A 24,158-nucleotide genomic window follows, 5' to 3' on the forward strand; every position below is an offset into this window, starting at 1 on the left:
TTATGATTGATATTTGGGGATGGCGTAAGGCTAAAGGACTTAGCGATAAGCATGAAGGCATGGAAAGTTATAAGCAGGGCTTTGAAAAGATTTTGGCTGAAGGGATGTTTCATGCTGAAGCCTCAAATTCAGGAAAGCTGACAGGAAGTCACTTTTGTCGGGCTGATGAGCTTTTGGAAAAGCCGGTTGTCGTTATTCATGATGCTGAATCTATTCATCTGATGTAAGGAGTTTTGTTGTGTTTATTAAGTCGTTTAAAGCTATTCAGGTTTATGGAACTTTGGATTTCGAAATTGATTTTAACCGGGATTTAACTTTTCTGATTGGGGCAAATGGGTGCGGGAAAACAACGGTTTTAAAACTTATCCACTCCTTTCTTGCTGTCGATATTGGTAAATTAATTACGACTCCCTTTCTTCGAATGGAGTTGAAAGTTCGAACAGATAAAGATTTGCATTTATATTGCTCTAAGTCTGATGATGAATTGGAGATAGGGGTTGTTGGTGCTTCTGAAAAAATTAAAATTCCATATTTAGTTAATGAAGATAAACGTTCTTTTGGGCGCGAGTATGACTTTGATGAGGCGGCAGCTCTTGGGGACAAAAGTGAATTATATAAGATGCTAAGAAATCTTCCAAGAATTACGTTTTTGAATCTTGAAAGAACATATGCCCGAAGTGGGGCAGATGATGATTTTGATGACTATGATTCTAGAAGATACCGTCCTAATTATCGACGTATGGTTTCGGCTGATAATGGTAGTTACGCCAATATACTAGATGCAAGTTTTCTTATTCAGGAAAATTATAGAATATTAAAAAAATATGAAGATAAAAAAAATATAAAACTTAAAGACAATATTTTAAAGTCAGCATTTCAGTATTCTGAAAATAGTCTTGCAGATTTTAATAATAAAAAAGTTAAGTCTGAGATTTCCGCAATTTTGAACAATAAAAAAGAAATTGATGATGCTGTATATTCTGTCGGAGTAAAAGATGCAGGTTTAAGAAATGAAGTAGATAAATTTTTCAATAAGCTTGAGTCACTATACGAGTCAATTGAAGATGCTGATGATGATCTAGTCAGTTTAGAGTTGGTTATGAATAAGGCTCAGATTGATCGGTTTATATCATTGATTGATATTGTTGATGACCATAAGTCTAACATTGATAAGTTGTTTGAACCAATCAATACGTTTGTTTCAACAATTAACGATTTTTTTAAGGATTCAAGAAAAAAAGTATCTATCAATACAATAGGGCGTTTGGTGATAGAAGATGTCAAAGGAAATGACGTACCAATTCATGGCTTGTCTTCTGGCGAGCGGCAACTTCTTGTTATATTTGCTCATGCAATCATTAAAATTGTTCGAAAGCCTAACTATAAAAAAGGTGTGTTTTTAATTGATGAGCCTGAACTGTCATTGCATATGAAGTGGCAAGAAAAGTTTTCGGAAAAAATATACGAATTAAATCAAGGTGCGCAGTTTATTATGGCGACTCATTCTCCTGAAATTGTAGGGGAAAATTTCGATAAGTATATTAATGTGGATGGTTAATAGATGAGCTTTGTTAGGAGTGATGTAGCGAGGGTGGCAAAGTCTATCTTTTTCTCAAAAGAAAATGGGATAGATATTTTTGTTGAGGATACTGCTGTTGGTTTTAAAAAATTGTATTTAATTTTATTTAAAAGAGTCTTTGAAGGTATATACAATATTGAGAATATTTATCCTCTTGGGTCAAGGTCTGCAGTTGTAAATAGGTGTCAAATTGATCAAAGGAGGGATAATCCACGTCCTAGACTCTATGTTGTAGATGGAGATTTAAATTTGTTGCATGGTAACTGGGATGTGCCGTGGGATGGTTTGTATCAGCTACCTCGTTACTGCATTGAGAATTTCTTGCTAGATGAACAGGCGATACTTGAAATTCTTGATGAGGAAGATCCTGAACAGACTTTAGAAGATCTACGGATTCAATTTGATTTTGTTAATTGGATTAGCGCGAATAAAGAACTTATGGTCAATTTGTTTATCGAATATGCAGTGTCCATAGTTTTAACTCCAGAAGAGAAGACAATTAGTCTTGGTGTTAACGAATTGAAATCAGATTCATCTGGTATTGTCGACCACGTTAAAACAATTGAAAGAATAAATTTTATAAAGCAAAGAACTATCGAAAAAGTTGGCGAAGATTCTTATAGTATCGTTAAAGAAGAGATAGCCTCTATTGTCGGTGATGAAAATATTATGCTTGTCAAATATGCTTCAGCTAAGGACTACCTCTTTCCTCTTTTGAAAATATATTTAAGAAACAAAAAGTGTGAGATCAAGCATACTCAATGTAGTTTACGATTACGAATTGCAAAGAAATGCAACTTGGATTGTTTGATGGACTGCATAGATTCTGTAAATGTAAACTAGTTACGGAGTTCATTTTAATATGAACGAATATAGTCGAAGATTGTTTTTGAAGAGTGGTATGTCATTGCTCTGTGGTGTCTCAGCTCTTCCTACAATTTCTTATGCAGAAGAAAGATTCATGTCCATTCCAAAAGCCCAATTCCAAAACGGCATAACAACAGCCGCTCACTACGCCAGTACTCTAAAAGAAGGCTCCTTCATAGAGTTCTCAGATACTGATGCCCAAAGCCGCATAATGCTGCGCGCTTATGGTTTCTACTTGGTGAATCAAACCGAGAATGGAGCAGTCTTCCATTTTTCCCCATCTAGAAATCAGGGAATTGAAACCATCGGCGGCATTCTTTACGATGATTCAAAGGTGGCTACCTATAAAATTGCCCTGCTGAAAGCTCTTGTAGACATCACTTCCGGGCTGGAGAACGAGCGAATCCATTATGATACTGAAAATGCTCAGGATTACGCTTACATCCCATATGGTCTGATAGCCTTCAAATGGGTGGTTTATTACTGGCCGCTGGTGGAGGCGTCCATCCGACAGATATCAAGCCCCAAGATGAGCTTTGAAGACGAGTTGCTTGAGCTGCAAGATATTTACACCAAGATTAATAAAGTAAATCCGCTGGCACAGTTTCAACAGGATTTTATTGCCGGTTACAAACCTGATAGCCCTATATATGATGTCGTGCGCCGACTTATGCGCAGCGTGGTCACGACCATCAAAGATGGTCCTGTTGAGCATTCTGGGGCTAAGAATACTTTTGAGACTTCAGATCGATTCAATTCAGGACGGCTTACGCAAACTAAGCGGTCACTGTCTGATTTTGCTGGTTGCATGAAATGCGTGCGCTTCAAGACAGGGTTACTGTTTGAAATGCAGATGTTTGGCAGCATGATGTCTGACGCGATAGCTGTTCAATGGGGTAATGAGTGCGTGCGTCTCCAGAAGAAGCAGAATAGAAACTTGGCGGAGATCCTGCCGTACTTGTTCGTGGATGCTTTTGAAGAGCGCAACCAGAATGAAGCACGAAATCTGATCAAAGAGATCCTACAGCATGGCGAGAAGGTGTTTTGCATCTATTCCGGCAAGCCGTTACCCAAGAAATACGATATGGATCACCTATTACCGTATGCAATTTTTTTCAATAACGACCTTTGGAATCTCGTTCCAAGCCTTCCCACGGTAAATAACAAGAAGTCAAATAAGATTATTACGTTGGATACCTTAGATGAGTCTAAATCAAGGCTGTTTGCTTTCTGGAACCAGACACGCAGCGTGGCCGAAGAGCAATTCTGCTCCGAGCTTGAAGCAACCTTGCAAATAGATCCACTTAAGTCGAACTGGGAGCAAAAGACATTCTCAGTGGTCAGCAAGCAGGCCGAACTAACCGCACAATTCAGGGGATTACCAAGATGGACCTACACTCCCTAGAATTCTACAACGCCAACGCTAAACAATACGCCGAACAAACCATGGCGTTGGACGTTTCACACCTTTACGACAAATTTCTCCCGCATCTAGCTGTTGGATCGCATATCCTCGATGTTGGATGCGGCTCCGGTCGTGATTCTCTCCATTTCATCAATCAAGGCTACAAAGTAACCGCCTTCGACGGTTCTCCAGAAATAGTAGCTCAAGCAAACACGATTCTGCCAATCAAAGCAAAGGTCATGTTGTTTGACGAAATGGATTTCGAACCCAAGTCATTTGACGGCATATGGGCCTGCGCAAGCTTGTTGCATCTACTGTCGGACGAATTGCCGATAATTATCAGAAAGTTAAGGACGTTCCTCAAAGATGATGGAGTCTTTTTCTGCTCCTTCAAGCTGGGAGATGGCCTGCGCACAGACAGCCATGGTCGACGCTTCTTAGATATGACCAAGGAAGGGCTGCGTCGTGTGCTTGAGGAATGCGGGTACGGCGGGATCGATGTTTTCACTAATGACGGTGTTGGTGGTGAGATTTGGGTGAATGTTTTTTGGTCTTGTCGCTAGAAGACGCATTTAAAATTGAAAATGTTCATGAAGAGGGAGGGGGCGGATGTCATTCGAATATGAAGAAGTAGATGAGGCTAAGATTGAAAGCAATGGATGGAGTCATCAGAGGGCGTGGCAAATTCGTTCAGATTCAGAATCAAGTAAGATTCCTGTGATGGTCCATGAACTTTGCACGGATAATGTTGAACATGAGTTGCTGATTCGGCGTTATTTTGAGGAGGTTCAGCGTATACTTTTTAAAGCAAGCAACCTGCCGGAAGCTAAATATAGCACAATATGTCTGGAACGGCATTTTAGCGAATCTTCTTCTGATGATTTGAAAAAAGTATACAAAATAGTAACTAAAGGGTGGTATACTGCTAGTTTAGAAGATCTTTTCTCAAGCAATGGTAAATTGAAAGCAATGGGAGAAAAGCAGCGTAATAAGTTGCGTGCCCATTCAGAAAGAGCCAGATTTTGGAATTCTATTTCAAATATTGCCCAATTTATACGTCGTCTTCAGCAGAATAAATTGTTTTGCCCCAAATTTACATTGGAATCATTTTATTTTGTAGCTGAGACAAGTGAAGAATTTGCCCTGTTGGAGTCCGGGCAGGATTACCCTTTTGAATTATTGCGGTTAACTGGGCTTGAAAATATTGTTCCTTTTGGTGGGCTTGTTAGAGAAAATTCTGGATCGAGAATCGACCCTTCACACCAAATTTTTTCTTGGCATGCGTTGGCCGGTATTATTGTGGATATCTTACTTGGTCCTCCCTCCAGTTCCATTAAGTGTGCGGATAAAATCCACGCGATAAGGGAAGATAAATTAAAACATGGGTTGGTGAATAATAAAATATCAGATAAAGAGTATTCTCTCCTGCAACATATGTTTCATGCTCAGGATAGCTTTTCGCTGGGAGATGTCTGCCGGCAGATAGAAGTTCTTAGCCATGCCTTACCAATAAGAAGAACTGCAAGCGGCAGACAGTCTACAAAATTAAGTGTTGTTTACTCTGAGCATGCCAGAGAAAATTTTGTTCATCTCGTTAACAATGAGAAATGTGAGTATGGGGAGGAACCAAGTGCCTTTCAGGTTAGCGAGTATCTCAGAAAGAGATTAAGTCGAGCTGAGGTTTGGTTTGATTCAAGTCAGTTGGATGGAAGTTATAGTGAGATATGTTTTGATTGTGGAGGTGGATTGAGATTAAGCGGAATGCTTTTTAAAGATCTTCGGACTGATGAAGTCAACAAAAAATTGCTTTTTTTAAATGGTCATTATTGTAGGGGAGGCTTGAAGGAGAATTGCGTACGCTTTTATGATGTTGAAATAGATTGTTTTTATATTAAAGAATTAAGAAAGAGAACTACAAGTAGCAGTGGAGAGTGGGGAGCAACCTTGGCTCGTTGTATGGGGTTTGAGCATAGGAAGCACGTTAAAGATCAGCAGTTAAGCATATTATCTACTCTTGAATTGGCAAATCAACTGGAATCTTTAATGGCTTTTCTGACACTGTTTGTCTGTGAAGTTAAGAAAATATCTAATTTGAATGATGGGGTAGAGATTCTTCTCTCTCCTTTAAGCGAAGAGGCATTATATGGTTCTGATTCTGAATGTCGTGAACATTTGAATAAAATAAGGGATATACAGACGAAAGTGCGTTCTGCAATATCACAAAACGATAATTATGCAGATGTGCTGTTTCGTAATCTCCAAGATCAGTTTCAGCAGTATGCTCATTTGCCGGAAGCTAAAAGAAAACATGCTGATATACTAATCACAACATGGAAGGATGCCGGGTCATTGTCAATTAATATTGGTGCGGGTAGCGCAAATCTTGACCAAAGAAGTTGGCGAATAGATTGGGAGCATTTTTTCACCAACAAGGACTCATCTAATTTTTCAATTAAGGCTTCGAGGAAAGCAGATTTTGATCTTTATGAGAAGAGTAGTCTCGTAGTCGGTAAACTCGTGTCATTGCGTACAAGAGGGCACTATGGGCAAATGGAGGTAGTCAAGAGGCGTACCGATGCTTTTGAGCATTTGAGGAAGTACGACATGTTGATGCAGCAGCTTGTTGAGCCAGGAAGGAAAACAGGACAGCTCCCTCGTCCGTCAAATAATTTTCGGCAATGGGCTGAAGAGGTGCTTTATGATGGAAAGGTAGATCCTTCTAAAAGGCTTGATGATAATAAGATGGCCATTATTGAGGATATTTATCGCACAATGCCTATGTTTGTTCTTCAAGGTCCTCCTGGCACGGGTAAAAGTGAAACTGTGTGCACCGTTGTTAAGCTTATTTTTAGTGAAGATCCCATGGCTCAGGTGTTGCTGACTTCTAGAGAGAACGCGACAGTTAAAGAGCTGTTGCGTAAGTTGTATAAGGAATCCCAGAGTTGGGAAGATAAGCCAATCTTTAAGTTGTCACCAAACATTCAGAACAGCTTACGTGGGGAACACAAAGATACAGGTGATTCCGAATCTTTTTCTATCAAGGCAACTATTTCGGAGCAAACCTTGGCTCTTTTGGACGATGCTTACCTTAAAATGAAAGGGACAATTATTCCAAATGATGTTGTTAGCAGTGTTTGTAATGATTGGAGGCTTTTTTTAACTGGTATTAAAGATGGTGAGGATGGCTCTGTAAAATCTTCAGATATTGAAAATATTAACTATCTCCTTGAACAAAGTGCAAGCCTCATTTTCACTACTGCCAGTGATAAAGGGCTAGCTGATATGGTTGCCAGTGGAGATATGTATGATTGGGTTTTTGTTGAAGAAGCAGCTAAAACTCCTTTTTATGATCTCCTGTTGCCAATGCTTGTTTCTCAGCGGTGGGTCCTGCTTGGAGACTCTCAACAACTGAATCCGTTTTGGGCTAATGAATTTATGGCATTAATGAATAATTATACAAGTTCAATCAAAATGTTGAAAGAAGTTAAGTTGTTAGGGCAAACAGGGCGCAAGGATTATATCTCAATAGAAAATATTGAAAAAGTTTTAGCTCGAAAAGAAGACTCCCGTTTTTTTGAAAGCGAGTGGATTTGGGCTTTCAGAAAGTTGTTCGCTGAAATTAATCCGAAATTTCCAGATAGAGAAGAAGCTAATGGTGAAACTGCTGCAGTACTGAATACCGTATACAGGATGCCTCCTGCGTTAACCGGCTTGGTCAATGTTTTTTATGACACGGAACTGGTTCCTGCTCCCATGACTCAGGATATGACTCATGGTGAACTTGCGCCTTCGGGAATAAAAAGTAACCCGCTTTCTGCGCCAAATTTTTTGACGGGAGTGAACGGGATTTGGGTGGATACAGGGCGCGGTGAAGTTCGTTTGCGGCAACAAGAAGAGAAGAATCAGGTTTGTAATCCTGGAGAGGCTAAGCTTATACGTAATATTGTGGAAAAAATGGAAATTAATGGAAGAATTTGTAAAAAGCCGAGTTTGGCTATTTTGACTCCATATCGAAAGCAGGTAAGTGCGCTTAAGGCCGAATTTAGAAAGATAAACGACTTGTTGTTGGAAAAATTTACTCCAGTAATCATGAGACGCAATGGCGGAGTTGGATGGGTGAGTACTATTGATTCATTCCAAGGGTGTCAGGCGGATGTTGTGATTCTAAGTCTTGTTCGTAATTCTACGTCAAGTCAATACGAAAATAAACAGACAATACAGTTTGTTACCGACGAAAATAGAGTGAATGTGATGATCTCACGCGCCCAACGATTCTTGGTTGTTGTAGGTAGTTTTGAGTATTTTATGACCTGTTATAATTCTTCGGCGGATCACGATTTATTTTACAAGTTTTTACAAAACTTTAGAAGTATGGCTGAGGATTTCGAAAATAGATATTTGGCAAAGATCTTTTATTCTCAAATTCCTGCTGAATTTAAAATTTAAGGAAGACTGTATGAGTCATTTTGTATATTTCCCGCGAGCAAAGTTTTCGGTTTCCTTTCAGTATACCAGCAGGCGTTCATTTAGCAAAATAGACCAAATCGTTTTGCAGCTATTAAACCAAGGACAGGCTCTGTCGATCATCCCTGAATTAATCGGATTACCTCGCCGTATTGTGGTTGAGTCTGCTTTTGATTTATTAAAAGAACGGATGCTACTCATGAATGCAAGTTCTTTGGAAATTACCCCAAAAGGTAGTTCGTGGATGGATAAGCTAGCTCAGTATAATAAAGAACCTATTCAGCAAGGTTGTGCTGAGATTTTTTATGACTGGAATAATGGTTCCGCTGATGTTTATCTCCGTCTTGAGAAGGGCAAGCAGGAAGAAATTAAAAATGATGATTTTTATGATCTTTTTAAGCCGCTTATGGACAAGGACGAAAAGAAGCAGGGGAAAGTCCTGTACCAAAATAAATTTTATGACATGGACAAGTGGAAAGATAAGGCTTTGGTATTGCAGTATAATTTTGATGAAGTAAAAGGACAGGTAGAAGTTGTTTTACGTGCTGCTTTAAAAGCAAGGCTACATCGTGAAGAATTGAAGCTGTTTGATATGGAGCCATTAGGAAGTGGATACAATGGTTACTATAGGTATGCCTATCGATTAGCAAAAGATGTGTCACAGGCTTTTAAGGTAAGTAATAGAAATATACCAGACGTGAGCTTTAGTAAGAATGATTGGTTGATGTCAGCTGGTGATCATTGCAGATGGCTAAAACATGCGTTGCGTAAAGCTGAAACCAGTTTGCTTATTTTTAGTGCGCATTGTAGCAAAAAGGCTTTAGATCTTATTTGTAATGATTGCTCTGGTGATTTGAAATATGCTTATATGGTTTTAGGGTTTAATAAAAACTTTATACGCTTTGATTATGCTAATGGTCCACGCTTTATTGCTGATGATGGCAGTAATTCAGATATGAAAGTGGTTATATACGATGATGCTGATGGATGTGTGCATGTCGCTTTGGGAAGTTTTAACTGGTTACGGGAGTATCGTTCTTCAAATGAACTTGATGATGGGGTAGATATTTCTGTTCTGTTAAATTCACGCCAACATAGTGCTACTATAGTTAGTATTATAGAAGCGGTGTGTTCCCAGGTGGACGGTTATTCAGATAACGTTAAGAAAAGTGAATTGTTGTCAGTTCTTAATCGTTTGAGAAAGGAAATAAGCAATAAGGAAGAAATTTTTGATTCTACTGATAATATGTTTGTTTTTGGTAGTACAATTACAAATGAGTGTGGCCATGCTTTACGTAATGCGAAAGACAGGTGTCTTGTTTTCTCACATACATTGCATGAGAAGTTGAAGCCTTTTAATGTCCTAGGATATCGAGAATATCCGCTAAGTTCTTTTGGACTTGTTTCCTTTGCCTCAATGTATTCAAAAGATTGTTCTTTTGACGATATTCAGAAGGCTTCTGGTGAATATGCAGATGAATACATTGCGTCCCAGAAAAAGAAGTTGAGTAAGTGTGGACCGCATGATGTCGCATCTATAGAACGTATTGATAATATGCATGCAAGGCTTATCGTCGCGGATGACGTTGTTACGATTACCTTTTTAAATTGTTTGTCGAGCTTTGATGTTAAAAATGCATTTGGACTTAGGTTTAAAGATCCTGAGTCTGCCAAAATGTTTGAAGCTCTGGGCCGAGAGCTTAAAAGAGATGTTCCGGCTGATGATGCTAATGACAGCCGTAATGTAGAAAGAGGTGAAAATAATATTTTAGACACCCTTACTCCAGAACAGAAAGAAATATTCATGAATATGGATCATGAACAACTTGAGATAATGTTAAGCAAGTTAAGGTGATCTGGTACAGGGGGGGGAAATTAAGTTTAGTACAAAAGTTACGAGGGGGACGATGTGTCTGATACAAATTCTCAATTGCCTAAAAGTAGTCTTGAGGAGTTAATGATTTCTCTAATTAAGATCATGGCTAGAACAAAGAGGAATAGATTTAGGGCTGCTGTAAGACTTGAACGTGAGCATGGTGACATAACTTTTGTTATTACTGTGTGTTCAATTGGGGTTATTGCTTTTTCATTAGTTCCGTTATTCTTCGCGGAGAACATGACGGCTACCATGAAGTCGTTGCTTGGCTTTTTTAACGTTGTTTTATCCATATGTATTATTTGTTTAACTCTATTGCAGGATTCAAAAAAGAGAGAGAAGAAAAGTGAATTGTTTCGTCGGTCAGGCTTGGAGCTTATTGGAGTGATCCATAACGCGAAGGCTGTTCTCGAATCAAAAGGAGTTACTGAGGAAAAATATAATATTATTGTTGAACGTTATATAAGGGTTTTGACTAACTATCGAGTGGCTCATGAAGATGTTGATGATATGATTAATGGAGCAAGGTTTAATCGTAATTTTTTTAAAAAAATACTACATCTGGCTTGGGGATGGACATATGTTAGTAGATATAGAATATTTTTTTTGTTTTTTTGTTTATTGTTGCTAGGGCTGATTTGTTACGTGTATAATATTTCTATTGTATAACTTAAGATGTAGGGTTGAAAGTTAATTGTTTAAGTCTGCCTCAGACATTACAAATCCATCTCAGCTCCACGTTTCTTCAGCCATTCTTTGCGTTCCAGATAGTCTGGCAATACTTTATCTACCTCGTTCCAGAAGGCCGTTGTGTGGCGAGGGTGGATGAGGTGGGCTAGTTCGTGGACTACTATATAGTCCAAGATCAGAAGCGGGGCCATCATGCATTTCCAGTGGAAGTTTAGGGCACCATTATCTGAACAGGATGCCCAGCGGTGCTTTAGCTCCATGACCCGGACTGTGGATGGCTTTACGCCTAGCTTTTTGCGGTAGAGTTCTACCCGCTCCGGGATGCGGTCTTTTCCTTTTGTGCGGTAGAATTCCTTGAAGGCTTCGTGAGGTTCGACTTGTCTGGCTGCTTTGCTGGTTCGCAAGCAGAAGTAACCGTTTTTTAGCATCAGCGGTGCGCGCTGCTCTTCAACAAATTTTAGCCGATATGAGCGGCCCAGATACAGAAATCCTTCGCCGCTTACGAATTCCCTTTTTACTTTCGCGGCGTTCAGATCTTCCCATTCTGCAAGGCTTTTGTATATCCAATACAGTTTGCTCTCGATGATTCCGTCAGCTTCGGTGTCGGACAATCCTTCTGGAATCATCAGGGATACAGATCCGTTCCTTTCTATATGCAGGCTTGCTGTCTTTCTTTTGCTGCGCGTAAGGCTGTATTCGATGTCTTTGTATGTAGGCACGTTCTATTTTTTTCGGTCATCAACCAGTGCAAGAAGCTCTTTGTGGCGGTGTTTCGCCAGAGCAACTATCTCGGTTTCGACCTGATCCATTTTTTCAATTACTTCCGGGATGCCACTGGAGGCCAGCGCAATGCTAATTTCCCCTTTGAGTTCACGAACTCGCACAGGGGTGTCCCAGAAGTCAATAATGCCAATTGTTTTTTGGAGATGTTTGAGTACCTCATCAATCAGCACTTCTGTTTTGCCTTTTGTCTCGTCATCCACTTCGGTGGTTCCGAATGTGGTCATGAGTGTTAACCTGAGAAATGGATCATCAACAGGCTTATCCTCAATCTTGCGTACTTCATCACACAGGGCCAGCAGGCTTTTGTAGAGTTTATCCCAGTCTTCCTTGTGCTTGCGGATCAGGGCCTCAAGCTTCTCACTCATACGAGCGTAGCCTTCAGGGTCTTTGCCGAATTGGATTTTGCAATGCTTCCTGATTGCATGCTCCATTTCGCTGGCTTTGGCCTTGGTGCTTTTGTTTTCTTCGATAGATTCGTCGAAATTAGCGGAAAAGAGTTCTACCGCAGGTATTTTCGGATCGATTCCAAGGCTGATCAGGTGCTCGTTTACTAGTTGCTTTACCTTCTCGCCAGCACCGGAAATATTCAGTGAATTGTCTTTGTAACGCTGCTTGGTTCGAGCAAGGATGTACCCAAATCGTTTTACTGGAATTTTATATGGGGTGGCAGCTGCATTAGGCAGGATGATATCCATACTTTGGAGAAATTTCTTGAAGTAAACTTCAAAGTCCGCGCGCCGTTTGATATTTTCCAAAATACCAATGGCTTCCTCTACTATGTTGTATTCCAACTCAGGATTATCAATTTTTTGCTGAACAAAGTCTTCAATGTCATCAAGTCCATTCGAGCTGAACAAGTAGAGTAGCCTGCGGTAGCGGCTTTCTAGCGTCGGAATTTCAGAGTCAATGTCCAGCATGGACATTTGGATGTCGGCATAATCTTCATCTTTGCCATAAATAGAAAGGGCATGATGCAAATGATTGGCGAGTCCGATGTAGTCGACGATGTAACCACGAGTTTTACCATCTGCGATTCTGTTAACTCTGGCGATGGTCTGGAGCAGGTTGTGTTCTTTGATTTTCTTATCAATATACATAACCTGTTCGATGGGCGCATCAAAGCCGGTCAGCAGTCGGTCACAGACCACCAGTATGGCCATACCTGTTTCAGGTCTTTCAGGATCAAAGGCTTTCTTAAAATTAGCAATGGCGTTGAATTTTTTGGCTTCTTTAATGGCCTTGGTGATGACGGCAGGATCATTGGTTCCGTCTGCGGAAAGAACTGCGGCTGTCTGGAGAAATGCCAGTTTCGTAATGAGAGATTCGTCTGAAGTCGGTTTCTCTTTTTCCAGCTCAATACGGCTTTCAATTGCTTTACGGATATATTTTACATAGCGGGCTGCTGCCATTTTCGAGCTGGCGACAACCTGAGCCTTAAATCCATTGCACAGGATGTTTTCTATGTAATGATCCACTAAATCAGTGGCTATTTCCTCAATGCGGCCTTCAGCTTCCAGAATATCACCAGTTGCGCCATACCGTTTTTTGATTTCAAGGATTTCTTCATCAGTGCGTTTCTTGAAAAGATCCTCAAATTTACGGTCAAATTCGTGTTTGTCGTAAATGGCCGTGTCTGCGGTTTTTCCTTCATAGAGGATCTGTACAGTTGCTCCGTCCTCTACTGCGTCTTGTAAGCGGTATTTGTCGATATAACCGCCGAATTTATCAATAGTCGGGGCCTTGCTGATGCCGCTTAAAAGGGGAGTCCCGGTGAAAGCGATACGAGCTGCTGCCGGGAATGCTTCGAAGACGTTGTTTCCCAGGTCTTCGTTGTGGCTTCTATGCGCTTCGTCAATCATAATGACAATGCGCTCAGACGGGTTAACTACGCCGAAATTATCATATCTGCGCGGAGCATCAATTGCCTTCGCCAGATATTCAGGAGCCATGTTGTGCTGGTGCTCACCGAATTTATGGACCATGACCATATTCAGGTTGGAAGCGTCCGTGTGCAGGTTCTTGCGCAGAGCTTGAGTGCTTTGAATATAAGTGACGTTTTCGCCGGTCAGTTCTGCTGTTTGCCCCAACTGCTTTTCAAGATCCTTACGGTCAGTCATGAACAGGATCTTTAAGTCTTTGAGGTCGTCACACATCCGTATTTTTCGGACAGTGAAGACCATGGTCAGGGATTTGCCGGAACCTTGCGTATGCCAGACAACACCTGAACGGTCTCTAAAGCTTCCGCCATTGCGTAATTTTTCGACTATCTTGTCTGCGGCCCGGTACTGCTGGTAGCGGCAGACTGCCTTTACCCGATTATCTCCGACATCCATAAAAACTGTACAGGTACGGATGATGTCCAGAAGTGTTTCCGGTGGCAGCATGCCTTGGATCAGAATCTCCTGCGCACGTTCGCGCCCCAGCGGCGGTTCGTATTCTTTGTGTTTTACAGGGTAGATGTCTTTCCATGCAAAGAAATAGTCTTCAGTGGCCGTTATGGAACCGAATTCGGCCTCGTCCCCGCAGGTGGCGATTAAAAGTTGGTTGGCAAAAAACAGAGCCGGTTCACCTTCACGGAGTCCTTCAGCTATGGTTTGTTCGCGCTGGTCGCTGTAGCGTCTTAACTGCTCGACAGCTTCATGGATGGGGTTGGAGGTGTATTCGTTAGCGTCTTTGCATTCGATAACCACAAGCGGCAGACCGTTAACAAAGAGCACAATGTCCGGGATGATGTAATCTTTCACGCCTCCGGGGGTATCGATACGGAATTGGTTGATAGCCCTGAAGGTGTTGCGTTCGGGATTGTCAAAGTCGATGAGCTTAACGACCGGATCGGATTCTCCGGTGATTTCGTTGACATCGACTTGAGCCTTGAAGAGCAGCTTGAGTACTTTCTCGTTGGCCTCAATCAGCCCAGCCGTAGGTTGATGAAATATCTCGTTGTAAAGGTCGCCTAGCTGTTTGTCGGTGAGCCATTGCTGTCCGTCTTCGGTCCGGTTAATGGAGCTGACGCTTTGCTTGAATTCTTCAAACAGGGCCACTTCGCGGAAGTTGCTGCGGTAGCTCATAGCCGGGTCATGGGGGATTCCCTGCCCTTGGTCAGTAATTTCCCATCCAAGATTTTCCAGCTGGTCCAGAAACGGTTTTTCAACAACGAGATATTCAGCCATAACTATTTCACGTATTCTTCCCAGACGTTCTCAAAATCTTCGGCGGAAGGGGGAATAATGCCGTACCAGTCTTCATCGAAAACTTTCATTCTCGCTGCATCTACTGATTTGTATTTCTTTTCCACTTCCATTCCGTCGCCGGGTTCCCCCGCGTCATGTTTTACAACAAGAGAAGTCAATGGAGGCAGATCATTGTCTTCGCAGTAGTACATGATGCGGCCTAAAAGCTGTGCAAATACTCCTGCTCCTTTATAGCCCAAAATATCAGCAAGCTGACCGTAAGTGATGATTTGCTGGTTGTAAGCGCAGCCGATGAGAATCTGCCACAACTGTACTGCTCGCCATGAAGCTTTGAGTTCTTTCTGATCGTCAAAATATTCAGGCATCGGTCTACTCCTGTGAAAGGTCAATTCCTTCGGTTTGAATGTCTCTAAGTGTCACACCTTGTTCATTTTTCCATTCGATCCTGCCATTGGCATTGCGGGCCAGAACTATACTTGCAGCTGTGCTGGGAGATTTAAAAGTGTAGTCCTGTGAAAATATGAAGTTTTCACCATCAGGCAGTAATACTCCTGAATTTATAAGGTCATCTCTTGTGGTGATGAGATAGTTATGGATGGATTTTGCTGTAAATTTTTTGGACTGAGATCCTTTGAATACAACAAAGCCTTCACCTGTATCTTGTCCTTTGGCGGAGACTCCACTGCCGTTAATTTTTAGAGTCGGAAATTTTTTGTGTGATTTCTTTTTTGTTTTTTTAAATGCATGAAGCCCCAGCAAAGGGAAAACACTAAGCATATCATCCAGAAAGCTATCCACGTCGGCCTGTTCCCATTCGGAGAGGGTAGGAGCATGCGAATCAACATTATTATCAAGCTTGGCCCGTTTGGCTTTTTTAGCCAGTTCAATGAGCTGGCTTTCAATATTCTTTACGTGGGCTTTATTCAGGCTGTTGTCAGTGGAAACAAAGAACACTCCCCAGTTCCAGAAATCCTTATTGGCATAATGGCGGTTCAGCCTGCGGAGCACCGGTTCCCCTTCGCCGATGTAAATGGTCGGCAAAGTTCCGTCCTCGGCATCGCCCACTAGAATATATACACCTGTTTTCTGGAATTCTTCCCGCTTGGAAGATTCCTTGTAATTGGAGCGGTTAAAGACCAGTCCTTTCCCTGTCCAGTGCGATTTACCAATGATACGCAGACCGTCCGGGTCGCCTTCCGGCAGGAAGATTTTAAAGGAAAAAGGGGAGTTGTTTTTGCTCATTTAATTATCCCTTGTAGGCAATGGGGCAGTCCAGCCTTTGGCTACACATTCTTCCGGTGAATACATCTGAATGGCGACATTCTTATGCATCCCGTTTACCCACCATATTTGGCGGGTTCTTTGGTGTTTGTCTGCAACTTCGCCAAGATCTACTGTTTTGATATTGTGGTTAAGTTTGTCGTTGAGATAATTTATTGTTGGTTCTGCTAATTTTTTTACTTCATCGGAAATAAAAACAGTCCCAAGCGTATTGGCTCTATGTTGTTTTTCGGCTGTTTTTTGTCCTTCGCTTAAAATACGAGCAGCTTCATTAAGGCCGTCACCATAACAATTCTTGTTGCCAGCTATATCTGTGAAGAAATCGCACTCTCCAATGTGGCAGGCGACACGAATCTCTATTTTTTCTTCAAAATCATCTTCTTGCTTGAATTCATGTTCAATGATTTGAGTTTGGGTGACTCGCAGCATTTGGGGAAGTGATAGCCCTATGTTGCAAAATTTATCAATGACCCTTTCGTCAGTAATTATGTAGCAACCATCTCCAGTTGGAATGATAAGCTCAACTGGATCGAAGGGAAGTAAAAGGTGTAATGGTTTTATATCAGCTTTTAGGCAGCGGCTAAGCAAAGTCAGCACTGCACTTTGATGCAAGGTTTCAAGTTTAGAATAGCCGGCAATGTCGATGAGGATTATTCCCCGTTTTTTCGGGGCATATATTTGATTCTTGAATTCCGGTGAATCCAAGTGATCCATTAGTTCATCCGTAGCAGTATATTTTGCTTTTTTGACAAGCGCAGAATTACCCTCTTCGGAAGTGCGAAGTCCCGAGATCATGCTGACCCATACAAATTCTCCCTCCCGCTCAATTTCCAAGGGCTTACATCCGTGTTCCAGTTCGGATTTGATGCGTGCTATCACTTTTTCAGAATAATTTTCTTCAAGCATGGCAATTAGTCCTCTGTGTTTTTCATATCCTCAGGGTCAGGTGTAACTTCTATTTTGCCGGTCAGCAGGTCTTGCATTAGGGCGGTTTTTAGGTGTTTTAGTTTGGTGAGTTGCTTTTTTTCAGTAATCAGTTTCTTTTTAAGAGAGTTAAGTCTTTTAGTGATTTTATCTTGTTCCGTTTGAGAGGGTAAAACAACAAGTAGGTCTTTCATTTCTCCAACATTAAAGTGCTGCTGAGCTAAGCCTCCTTGCCGTTTCAAGACTTGCCCTTTACCAAATGATGAGTTTATCCATGTAGCTAGAAAGATGGAAGAAATGCTATTGTCCGGTCGTGAAATTATTATGTCCACACAGTTTGCTTTGTCAAAATCAGAAGGAATTACACATGTGGTTCCTGGGTAGCCAGTTCGAACTGTGACTAAATCGCCAGCTCTAACCATGCTTTTTGAAAGTTTTTGGTTATTTTCTTCCGTCATGAATATTAAAGCTGAAGAATCAAGGCCTTCTTCTTTTACATTTGCAGACCTCAGTACCGGGGTTCCATATGAAGTGTAATATTGAGTTGGGCGAATTACGATTCCAACTACAATTTCAGTGCAAACGTCAATACATGGAAGTACCTCCCACTCCCGCGGAATCCACCCCAGCTCGGTTTTCTTGTACAACTCCGGGGCATCCTCACGTTTGGGTCTTAATTTCCCATTTTCATCTACGCCACGGGTGAAAAGATCCTGCATCATGCCTTGTTTTACTGATTCATACTTGGCGATCAGTTCCTCGGTCTTTTCAATTTGGTTATCTACCGTGGTTAGGATTTTGGCTATTTTGCGTTGTTGGGGGAATTCAACAAAACTTATTTTTATTCGACCAAGGTAGTCTCGGTTTATACTTGGAACACCAGTTGCCTCATTTAGTTTTTCTAAATCACAATCAGCAAGTGAGTAGTAGAGCCATTTTGCATGGATGTTTTTATATGGCAGTACTGCATAAGTTGTGTCGATAGGCCAGAAAGGGGTTTCCACATACAGTGGATTACCAAGAGTTCCTTTGCGGCCGACGACTGTCGCAGGACCTTCAAATAATGAGTCCTTGCCCCAGCCCGTTTGTCCGCCTGTGCCGATGATAGGGATTGTCGATTCCTCAGCTTTAGTTGAGCTGGGCGATTTTCCGTAATGGATACTAGCAAGTTGGGTCAGTTCTTTACTCATACCCCAACTCCCGCAAATACCCACCCAGAACATCAGCTTCAGCATCACGCTCAGCAAGTATATCATTCAAAGTAACAGCATACTTATCCCAAAGATTGTCAATCTTAGCGACAAAACCACGCAGATGCTGACGCAGGTATTCATCATACCGTTCGACTAATTCATCATGAAAACGTTCAAGGATCAGCTTTTTAGCTTCGCCTTCACTGATCTTTTCGCGTGCTTTTTCAACCAGATCGTCCATCTGCTTCTCAACTGCACGGATGCCGGACTTGAGGTCTTTGAGTTCTTTTTCAAGATCAGCATGATTCTTCAATTTAAGGTCGATGGCGGTTTTTTCCGCGTTTAACCTTTTAATGCTTGAATCTGTTTCATTAATCAGGGCCTGCTGCTGATCAATCTCAACTTGCGCTGTGCCGGACTTGTTCATGCGTTCAAGGTCTTTTTTCAGATCCTTGAGATCCTTGCGTAATGTTTTTAGCTGGCTGTTGCAGTCCTTCTTTTCATCCTTGAGAGCTTTCACTACAGCTTTGGGTAAAGCTGTGATTTCATCATCGGCCTCGGTGTCGTCTGCATCCGCTTCGTTTGCAGCGGCAAACATGGACTCCAGCTCGGCGATGCGGGCTTTGTCATCTTCCACTTTTTGCAGAATGTCCGGGAACTGGGATTGCAGGATGCTGTCATCGGGGATGAGCAGCGCACTCCAGCCGCTGGCGGCGATGGAGCGGAAATCGCTGTCCAGATCTTCCCAATAGCTGGCGAATGCACCACGTACTTTGTGCAGGTCCAGAATGTCTTCCGGTACCAGAGCTTCAGCAATGGACTCAAAGAATTTACGGCGATATTCAAAGACATTGCCGGATTTATTCAGCTCGGCGATGTCTGCCGCATTGGCCAGCCACCACTTTTCAAGGCTCTCGCGGAACAGGGCATGTTTTTCCTGCACCCCGTGTGAATTCTCGATTGCTGCTTTGATGCTGCCGTTACCATTGATGGCATCGGTGAAGTCTAGATATTCTGCATCTCTGGGTTTGAAGAGCAGGTCTTTGAGGCCGGGAAAGTTCTTGAAATCATCTTTCAGAGTATCGACTTCGGAAACAGGCACTCCGCCGTGCAGATGTGCTTTTACATCGTGCGGTTCGGGCGGCGGGGAGTTGTCCACGTATCTGCGGATGTTGCAGTTGAAATCTTCTTTTTCCAGTTCTTGCACCGGAACCATGCGTGAGTATTTATCTACTTCCAGCCTGTTGCGGTAAACATGGGTGATCTTGGCGATGTCTTCAGGACGCAGCTTGTTCTGGTTCTTGCCTTCCTTGTATTCGCGGTCCGCATTGATGAAGAGTACTTCCTTTCTGTCTGCTGCGCCTTCTTTGTTCAGAACAAGGATGCAGGCCGGAATGCCGGTACCATAGAACAGTCCGGAGGGCAGGCCTACGATGGCCTCAAGGATTCCTTTTTCAATGAACTTTTCACGGCAGTTGCGTTCTTCTCCGCCACGGAAAAGTACCCCGTGGGGCATGATGACCGCGCATTTGCCGTTGTTCTTGAGCACGGCAACCATGTGCTGCACGAACATGAGGTCGGCTTTTTTACCAGTTGTGGGCAGCCAGACATCAAAGCGGTCTTTGAAGAGCATTTCCTTCTTGGAATAGTTCTGAGAGAAGGGCGGATTGGCGATTACCCGGTCCCAGGTTTTAAGCTCATGGTTTTGGTTATTTTGGTCAGGATCTTTTTTCAGATGCAACGGTCTTTTGAGTACGTCTTCCTGTCGGATGTCCTGACTGACGATACCGTGCAGGATCATGTTCATCTTGCACATGGACCATGTGCTTCCGGCAAGCTCCTGACCGGCGAGAGAAAGGTTTTTGACGTTCCCGCCGCATTCCTGAACGTATTTTGCGGATTGGATCAGCATACCGCCGGAACCTGCTGTGGGGTCATAGATTCCCATGCCTTCCTGCGGTTCGATGATTTCAACCAGAGTACGTACTACTTCTGTGGGAGTATAGAATTCGCCGCCCTTCTTGCCTGCGCTGTCAGCGAAGTGCTTAATCAGAAATTCATAGGCCGCGCCAAGCAGATCGGGAAATTCAAAGTCATCGTTACTGAGTGGGATATCATTGAAGTGCTGAATGAACTCAACAAGTGTGCTGTCATCAAGAGTGCGCTGCCCGACTTTACGGTTGAAGTTGATGGATTTCAGTACATCCTGAAGTGTTTCAGGGTTTGCCTCTTCTATCGCGGCAAGGGCTTTATTCAGGCCGGAACCAACGTCTTTTTTGATGTGCTGGATTTGTTCCCAGCGTGCGGATTCAGGAACGTAAAATGTGTACTGGTTGCGCTTATCAAGGAGAGCGGCTTTAGCTTCTTCGGGAATTCCTTTAGCTGCGAGATCCTGTGCTAGTATTGCGCGGTCTTTGTGGAACTGGTCACTCAGACGTTTAAGAAAGAGCATACCGAAAATGTATTCTTTATATTCAGAGGCTTCCATGTTGCCCCTGAGGATGTCACAGGCCTTAAAGAGTTTTCGTTCAAGGCTGGAGAGAGTCAATTTTTGAGTCATTTATTTCTAAGATCCGATTTTTGAAAAAGTGTTTTGTTTTCAGTGGATAGCCTGAATTTTTCAATAAAATATATCCGCGTCGTCTGATATAAAATAAGCCTCATTCATGAGGAACGCGATAATTTTATTCAGCTTTATCCATACTGACACGATTAATTAACGAGATTTAGCAAGATTATGCAAGAACTAACAAGAGTATTTAGGATTTAACGAGATATAACGAGAATTACCGAGAAGCAACAAGAACTAGCAGTAATAATTAAATAAATTGATATTTTTCCGCTAAATCGCGTATACTCCTGCGGAGTCCGAAGGCAGGACAGGTAAGGTAGGCCCACCTTTTCAAGGTGGTCTCCCTTACGTCCTGCTCAGCCATGGGGCTGAGGTTGGCTTATTCGCCTTCGGCTCAACGTATGTTGCTGACGGAATTGAGGACGGCTCAATTTTGGACTGACATTAACTGCAAACCAAGTGGAGTATATGAGATGAATAAAAAGACTAATAAAAACGAACAAATATCAAGTGCTGTGGAATTGGTAATGGAGAACAATCAGCCAATGGTCTCATCTTTGGTTGTGGCTGAATTGTTTGAAAAGCAGCATAAACACGTCCTTCGAGATATTCGTGATCTGGAAATCCCAGATTCTTATCGCGAGTCCAATTTTGGACCCACATCAATTGAAGTCTCCCAGCCTAATGGCGGAACACGAAAAGAACCATCCTTCAACATGACTCGTGACGGCTTTTCCCTGCTTGCCATGGGGTTTACCGGCAAGAAGGCTATGGAGTGGAAAATCAAGTTTCTTGAGGCTTTCAACGCCATGGAAGCTAAGCTGACGGTCCCGCCGGTAGAGGGGAAGATTCAGTATAAAAAGGCGACGCCGGAGGCTGTAAAGTCATTTGAGGGAATGGCTCGGTACTGGTGCTATCTTGAGGGCTTTAGCTGGGAGCAGGGCAAACGGCAGATCGAGGGCGCAATCAGAGTCTCGGATATTTATGAAATAGATGTGCAGGCTTTAGAAAGTGCATGGATGTATCTCAACATCAGCATGAGCGTTGTTCCTCCTAAATTGCGCGGCGTGGATGTCTGCTCGGTGGAGGAGTTGGCCCCGGTTTATGGGCTGTTTGATTACTGGGCTCATTGCGGCCAGCGCACTCGTGAAGAGTTACTTGCTGATACATGCGGAAAAATGTGCATTGAATCGCTGGAAGATTTGCCAAAATCCTATCTCCCCCATGCTGTAAGTCTTGTTTGGCAAGGTATTAACAGTGAATCCGGTAGAGCTAATGCCCTCAAAGAAGCAAGTCATTAAAACCTATGTTTCCAAAGAAGAGTACGAGCAGATCAGCAGGACTGCACAGCAGTGCAGTCTTTCGCTGTCTGCTTTTGCCAAAGCTGTTTGTCTGGGACATGTAATTAAGAGCCGTACTGACCAGCAGGCACGCCGGGAACTGCTGAAGCTTAATGCCGATCAGGGCCGTTTGGGCGGTCTGCTTAAAATGTGGATTCTTGATGATGACCAGCACCGCACGGATGTTGAAGCTTTGCTGGAAGATCTCCGCCGGCTTCAGAAAAAAATAGTTCAGAAGGTCCGAACCATATGATTAGCCGCAGTATTTCTTGCAAGCCCCAGAATGATAATTATCGACGTTTGGCCGAGTACATTGCCGATGCCAAGCACAAGGGTGAAAAGACCTTGATGTCGTGGTGCGCTGGTTGCTGGGCTGGAGAGGATTACGAACTGGCAATTCAGGAGGTCCTCGATACTCAGGATCTAAACCAGCGCACCAGAAAGGAGAAGACCTATCACCTGATAGTTTCCTTCAGGCCGGAAGATGAATCCGTCCTTACGGAGAAGGATTTCAAAGAGATCGAGCAGGAGTTTTCCAAGGCCTTGGGCTTTGAGGAGCACCAGCGGCATTGTGGAGTTCACAAGAATACCAACAACATTCATATGCATATCGCATACAACATGATTCATCCGGAGAAGTTGACCCGTTACGAGCCTTATCGTGATTTTTATAAGCGCGATCGGCTGCACCGTGAGTTGGAGCAGAAGTTCGCCCTAAAGTTCGATAACGGCAGGAAGAAGGATCAAGAGCCTAAGCGCAGCAATGACCGTGCAGCTACTTATGAAGCTCACTCCGGTCAGCAGTCCTTTGATTCATACGTGAAGGAACGCAAGGACTTTATCTTGAAGTCGCTGGACAAGGCGCAGGACTGGCATGAATTCAATATGTCTCTTGCTGAAATCGGGATCGAAGTCCGTCTGCGCGGGAACGGTTGCAGCATCAAGGATCGCCATTCTAAGACGGCTATCAAAGCCAGCCGACTTGATCGGAATTTTACCAAGTCTAAACTTGAGGCGCAACTCGGCTACTATCAGATGACCAAGGGAATCGTGGTTAATGAGAAGGATAGGTACGTAGCCCGACCGCTGCATAAGCACCGCAGTGAATTGTATGCCGAATATCGGGCTGCTGTTGCCGGCAGGAAAAAGGCTTATGAGGATCTGCGTGAAGAGCAGGATGGTCGCTGGAAGCAGACCAGCTCTTATTGGGATGGCAAGATCAAGGCCCTTAAGAATGACAAAAAACTTAGGATCAAAGATCGTAGCCGGTTAATTGCTCTCGCTGCCGGCAGAAAGACGGAGGCTAGCGAAGCACTCAAAAAGGAAATGTCCGAAAAGCGCGCAGAGCTGCGTGAACAGACACCGTTCAACCGCTGGAATGACTTTTTGAAATGGAAGGCTGAGGGCGGTGATGAAATCGCCCTGAAGGTCCTGCGGTCGAAGAAGGAGCCAATCCAAAGTAATCCTTCTCCTGTTTTTGATTCTCCGGCATCAAAAGTCTCTGAACTGAAGCTTAAGCAGAGTCAGTTCAGATCTGATTCAAGCTTGGCGTGGAAAGATAAGCGCAGGCTATTCTCCATTTCCAAGATGCTCCAGTTGCAGGCCGAAGAGGCCAAGCGCACGGATGACCCCAGAAAACGTAATCTAGAGCAAATGACTTGGCGTGTAGATTCCTCCGGGAACGTGCTCTACACCTTGAAGAATGGGGCCATGGTCAAAGACAATGGCAGTAAGATTTTCTTCAGCGTGAATGATCCGGGGGCGGCTCAGGTTGCGCAGGGATTTGCGCGGATGATGTTTGGGCGGAATATTAAGGTTTCGGGGAATGAGATTGGTAGGAAGGTTTCACGTCAGATTAAAAGATAAAGCAAGGAAGATGCTGCAAAATATAAGTATTTAAATATCATTTTATATTTATTTGAAAAGGGTTTGACGTTGTTTTCGGGATAATATAATTCCTGTTGTTTGAGTTTAATTAATGATCAACTGATTT

The 24,158-nt window shown here is 42.9% G+C and carries 18 protein-coding genes; 11 read left to right on the top strand and 7 right to left on the bottom strand.

From position 1 onward, the window contains the following. The first annotated feature begins 2 nt into the window (after positions 1 to 2). The 8 genes from DESAL_RS08280 to DESAL_RS08315 are packed head-to-tail and all read left to right on the top strand — an operon-like array spanning position 3 to position 10,860. Positions 3 to 227 (top strand): hypothetical protein, encoded by a 225-nt coding sequence (locus DESAL_RS08280; protein ID WP_015851531.1) that lies wholly within the window; start codon positions 3 to 5, stop codon positions 225 to 227. Between the two features lie 11 nt (positions 228 to 238). Further along, positions 239 to 1,558 (top strand): AAA family ATPase, encoded by a 1,320-nt coding sequence (locus DESAL_RS08285; RefSeq protein ID WP_015851532.1) that lies wholly within the window; start codon positions 239 to 241, stop codon positions 1,556 to 1,558. 33 nt (positions 1,559 to 1,591) lie between these two features. After that, complete coding sequence (locus DESAL_RS08290; RefSeq protein ID WP_197528802.1) at positions 1,592 to 2,422, top strand: DUF4435 domain-containing protein; 831 nt, start codon at positions 1,592 to 1,594, stop codon at positions 2,420 to 2,422. A gap of 19 nt (positions 2,423 to 2,441) precedes the next feature. After that, complete coding sequence (locus DESAL_RS08295; RefSeq protein WP_015851534.1) at positions 2,442 to 3,851, top strand: HNH endonuclease domain-containing protein; 1,410 nt, start codon at positions 2,442 to 2,444, stop codon at positions 3,849 to 3,851. Then, positions 3,833 to 4,414: a class I SAM-dependent methyltransferase gene (locus DESAL_RS08300; protein ID WP_015851535.1), complete on the top strand. Its 582-nt coding sequence runs from the start codon at positions 3,833 to 3,835 to the stop codon at positions 4,412 to 4,414. The genes DESAL_RS08295 and DESAL_RS08300 overlap by 19 nt, the downstream gene beginning before the upstream one ends. A 46-nt stretch (positions 4,415 to 4,460) precedes the next feature. Next, on the top strand, positions 4,461 to 8,297 hold the full coding sequence (locus DESAL_RS08305; RefSeq protein ID WP_015851536.1) for an AAA domain-containing protein: 3,837 nt from the start codon (positions 4,461 to 4,463) through the stop codon (positions 8,295 to 8,297). Between the two features lie 10 nt (positions 8,298 to 8,307). Continuing rightward, positions 8,308 to 10,170 carry a hypothetical protein gene (locus tag DESAL_RS08310; RefSeq protein WP_015851537.1) on the top strand — a complete coding sequence of 621 codons (1,863 nt, stop codon included), beginning with the start codon at positions 8,308 to 8,310 and terminating at the stop codon, positions 10,168 to 10,170. A gap of 54 nt (positions 10,171 to 10,224) precedes the next feature. After that, the gene (locus DESAL_RS08315) at positions 10,225 to 10,860 is read left to right on the top strand and encodes an SLATT domain-containing protein (protein ID WP_157046935.1); all 636 of its coding nucleotides are present in this window, start codon (positions 10,225 to 10,227) and stop codon (positions 10,858 to 10,860) included. A gap of 47 nt (positions 10,861 to 10,907) precedes the next feature. On the opposite strand, the gene DESAL_RS08320 is transcribed toward DESAL_RS08315, so the two are convergent. From DESAL_RS08320 to DESAL_RS08350, 7 genes are read right to left on the bottom strand one after another with little or no spacing between them, the layout of a single operon-like run. Further along, entirely contained in the window at positions 10,908 to 11,600 is a 693-nt protein-coding gene (locus DESAL_RS08320; protein WP_015851539.1) for a M48 family metallopeptidase, read from the bottom strand. Between the two features lie 3 nt (positions 11,601 to 11,603). Then, entirely contained in the window at positions 11,604 to 14,834 is a 3,231-nt protein-coding gene (locus DESAL_RS08325; protein ID WP_015851540.1) for a type I restriction endonuclease subunit R, read from the bottom strand. Positions 14,835 to 14,836: 2 nt separating this feature from the next. After that, positions 14,837 to 15,220 carry a hypothetical protein gene (locus DESAL_RS08330; RefSeq protein ID WP_015851541.1) on the bottom strand — a complete coding sequence of 128 codons (384 nt, stop codon included), beginning with the start codon at positions 15,218 to 15,220 and terminating at the stop codon, positions 14,837 to 14,839. A 4-nt stretch (positions 15,221 to 15,224) separates the two neighbouring features. Next, positions 15,225 to 16,097, bottom strand: coding sequence for a GIY-YIG nuclease family protein (locus DESAL_RS08335; protein ID WP_015851542.1), 873 nt, complete (start codon positions 16,095 to 16,097; stop codon positions 15,225 to 15,227). Continuing rightward, positions 16,098 to 17,042 carry a nucleotidyl cyclase domain-containing protein gene (locus tag DESAL_RS08340; protein WP_015851543.1) on the bottom strand — a complete coding sequence of 315 codons (945 nt, stop codon included), beginning with the start codon at positions 17,040 to 17,042 and terminating at the stop codon, positions 16,098 to 16,100. Between the two features lie 5 nt (positions 17,043 to 17,047). Next, positions 17,048 to 18,250, bottom strand: a complete 1,203-nt coding sequence (locus tag DESAL_RS08345; protein WP_015851544.1) for a restriction endonuclease subunit S — start codon at positions 18,248 to 18,250, stop codon at positions 17,048 to 17,050. Continuing rightward, positions 18,243 to 20,813 carry an HsdM family class I SAM-dependent methyltransferase gene (locus DESAL_RS08350; RefSeq protein ID WP_015851545.1) on the bottom strand — a complete coding sequence of 857 codons (2,571 nt, stop codon included), beginning with the start codon at positions 20,811 to 20,813 and terminating at the stop codon, positions 18,243 to 18,245. The genes DESAL_RS08345 and DESAL_RS08350 overlap by 8 nt, the downstream gene beginning before the upstream one ends. Before the next feature lie 485 nt (positions 20,814 to 21,298). Between DESAL_RS08350 and DESAL_RS08355 the strand changes: the two genes are divergently transcribed. The 3 genes from DESAL_RS08355 to traI are packed head-to-tail and all read left to right on the top strand — an operon-like array spanning position 21,299 to position 24,031. After that, positions 21,299 to 22,126 (top strand): Rha family transcriptional regulator, encoded by an 828-nt coding sequence (locus DESAL_RS08355; RefSeq protein ID WP_015851546.1) that lies wholly within the window; start codon positions 21,299 to 21,301, stop codon positions 22,124 to 22,126. Next, entirely contained in the window at positions 22,101 to 22,418 is a 318-nt protein-coding gene (locus tag DESAL_RS08360) for a plasmid mobilization protein (RefSeq protein WP_041721764.1), read from the top strand. The genes DESAL_RS08355 and DESAL_RS08360 overlap by 26 nt, the downstream gene beginning before the upstream one ends. Then, positions 22,415 to 24,031 (top strand): TraI/MobA(P) family conjugative relaxase, encoded by a 1,617-nt coding sequence (gene traI / locus DESAL_RS20485; RefSeq protein ID WP_015851548.1) that lies wholly within the window; start codon positions 22,415 to 22,417, stop codon positions 24,029 to 24,031. The genes DESAL_RS08360 and traI overlap by 4 nt, the downstream gene beginning before the upstream one ends. Positions 24,032 to 24,158 lie beyond the last annotated feature (127 nt).

Source organism: Maridesulfovibrio salexigens DSM 2638, assembly GCF_000023445.1.
Taxonomy (GTDB): domain Bacteria; phylum Desulfobacterota; class Desulfovibrionia; order Desulfovibrionales; family Desulfovibrionaceae; genus Maridesulfovibrio; species Maridesulfovibrio salexigens.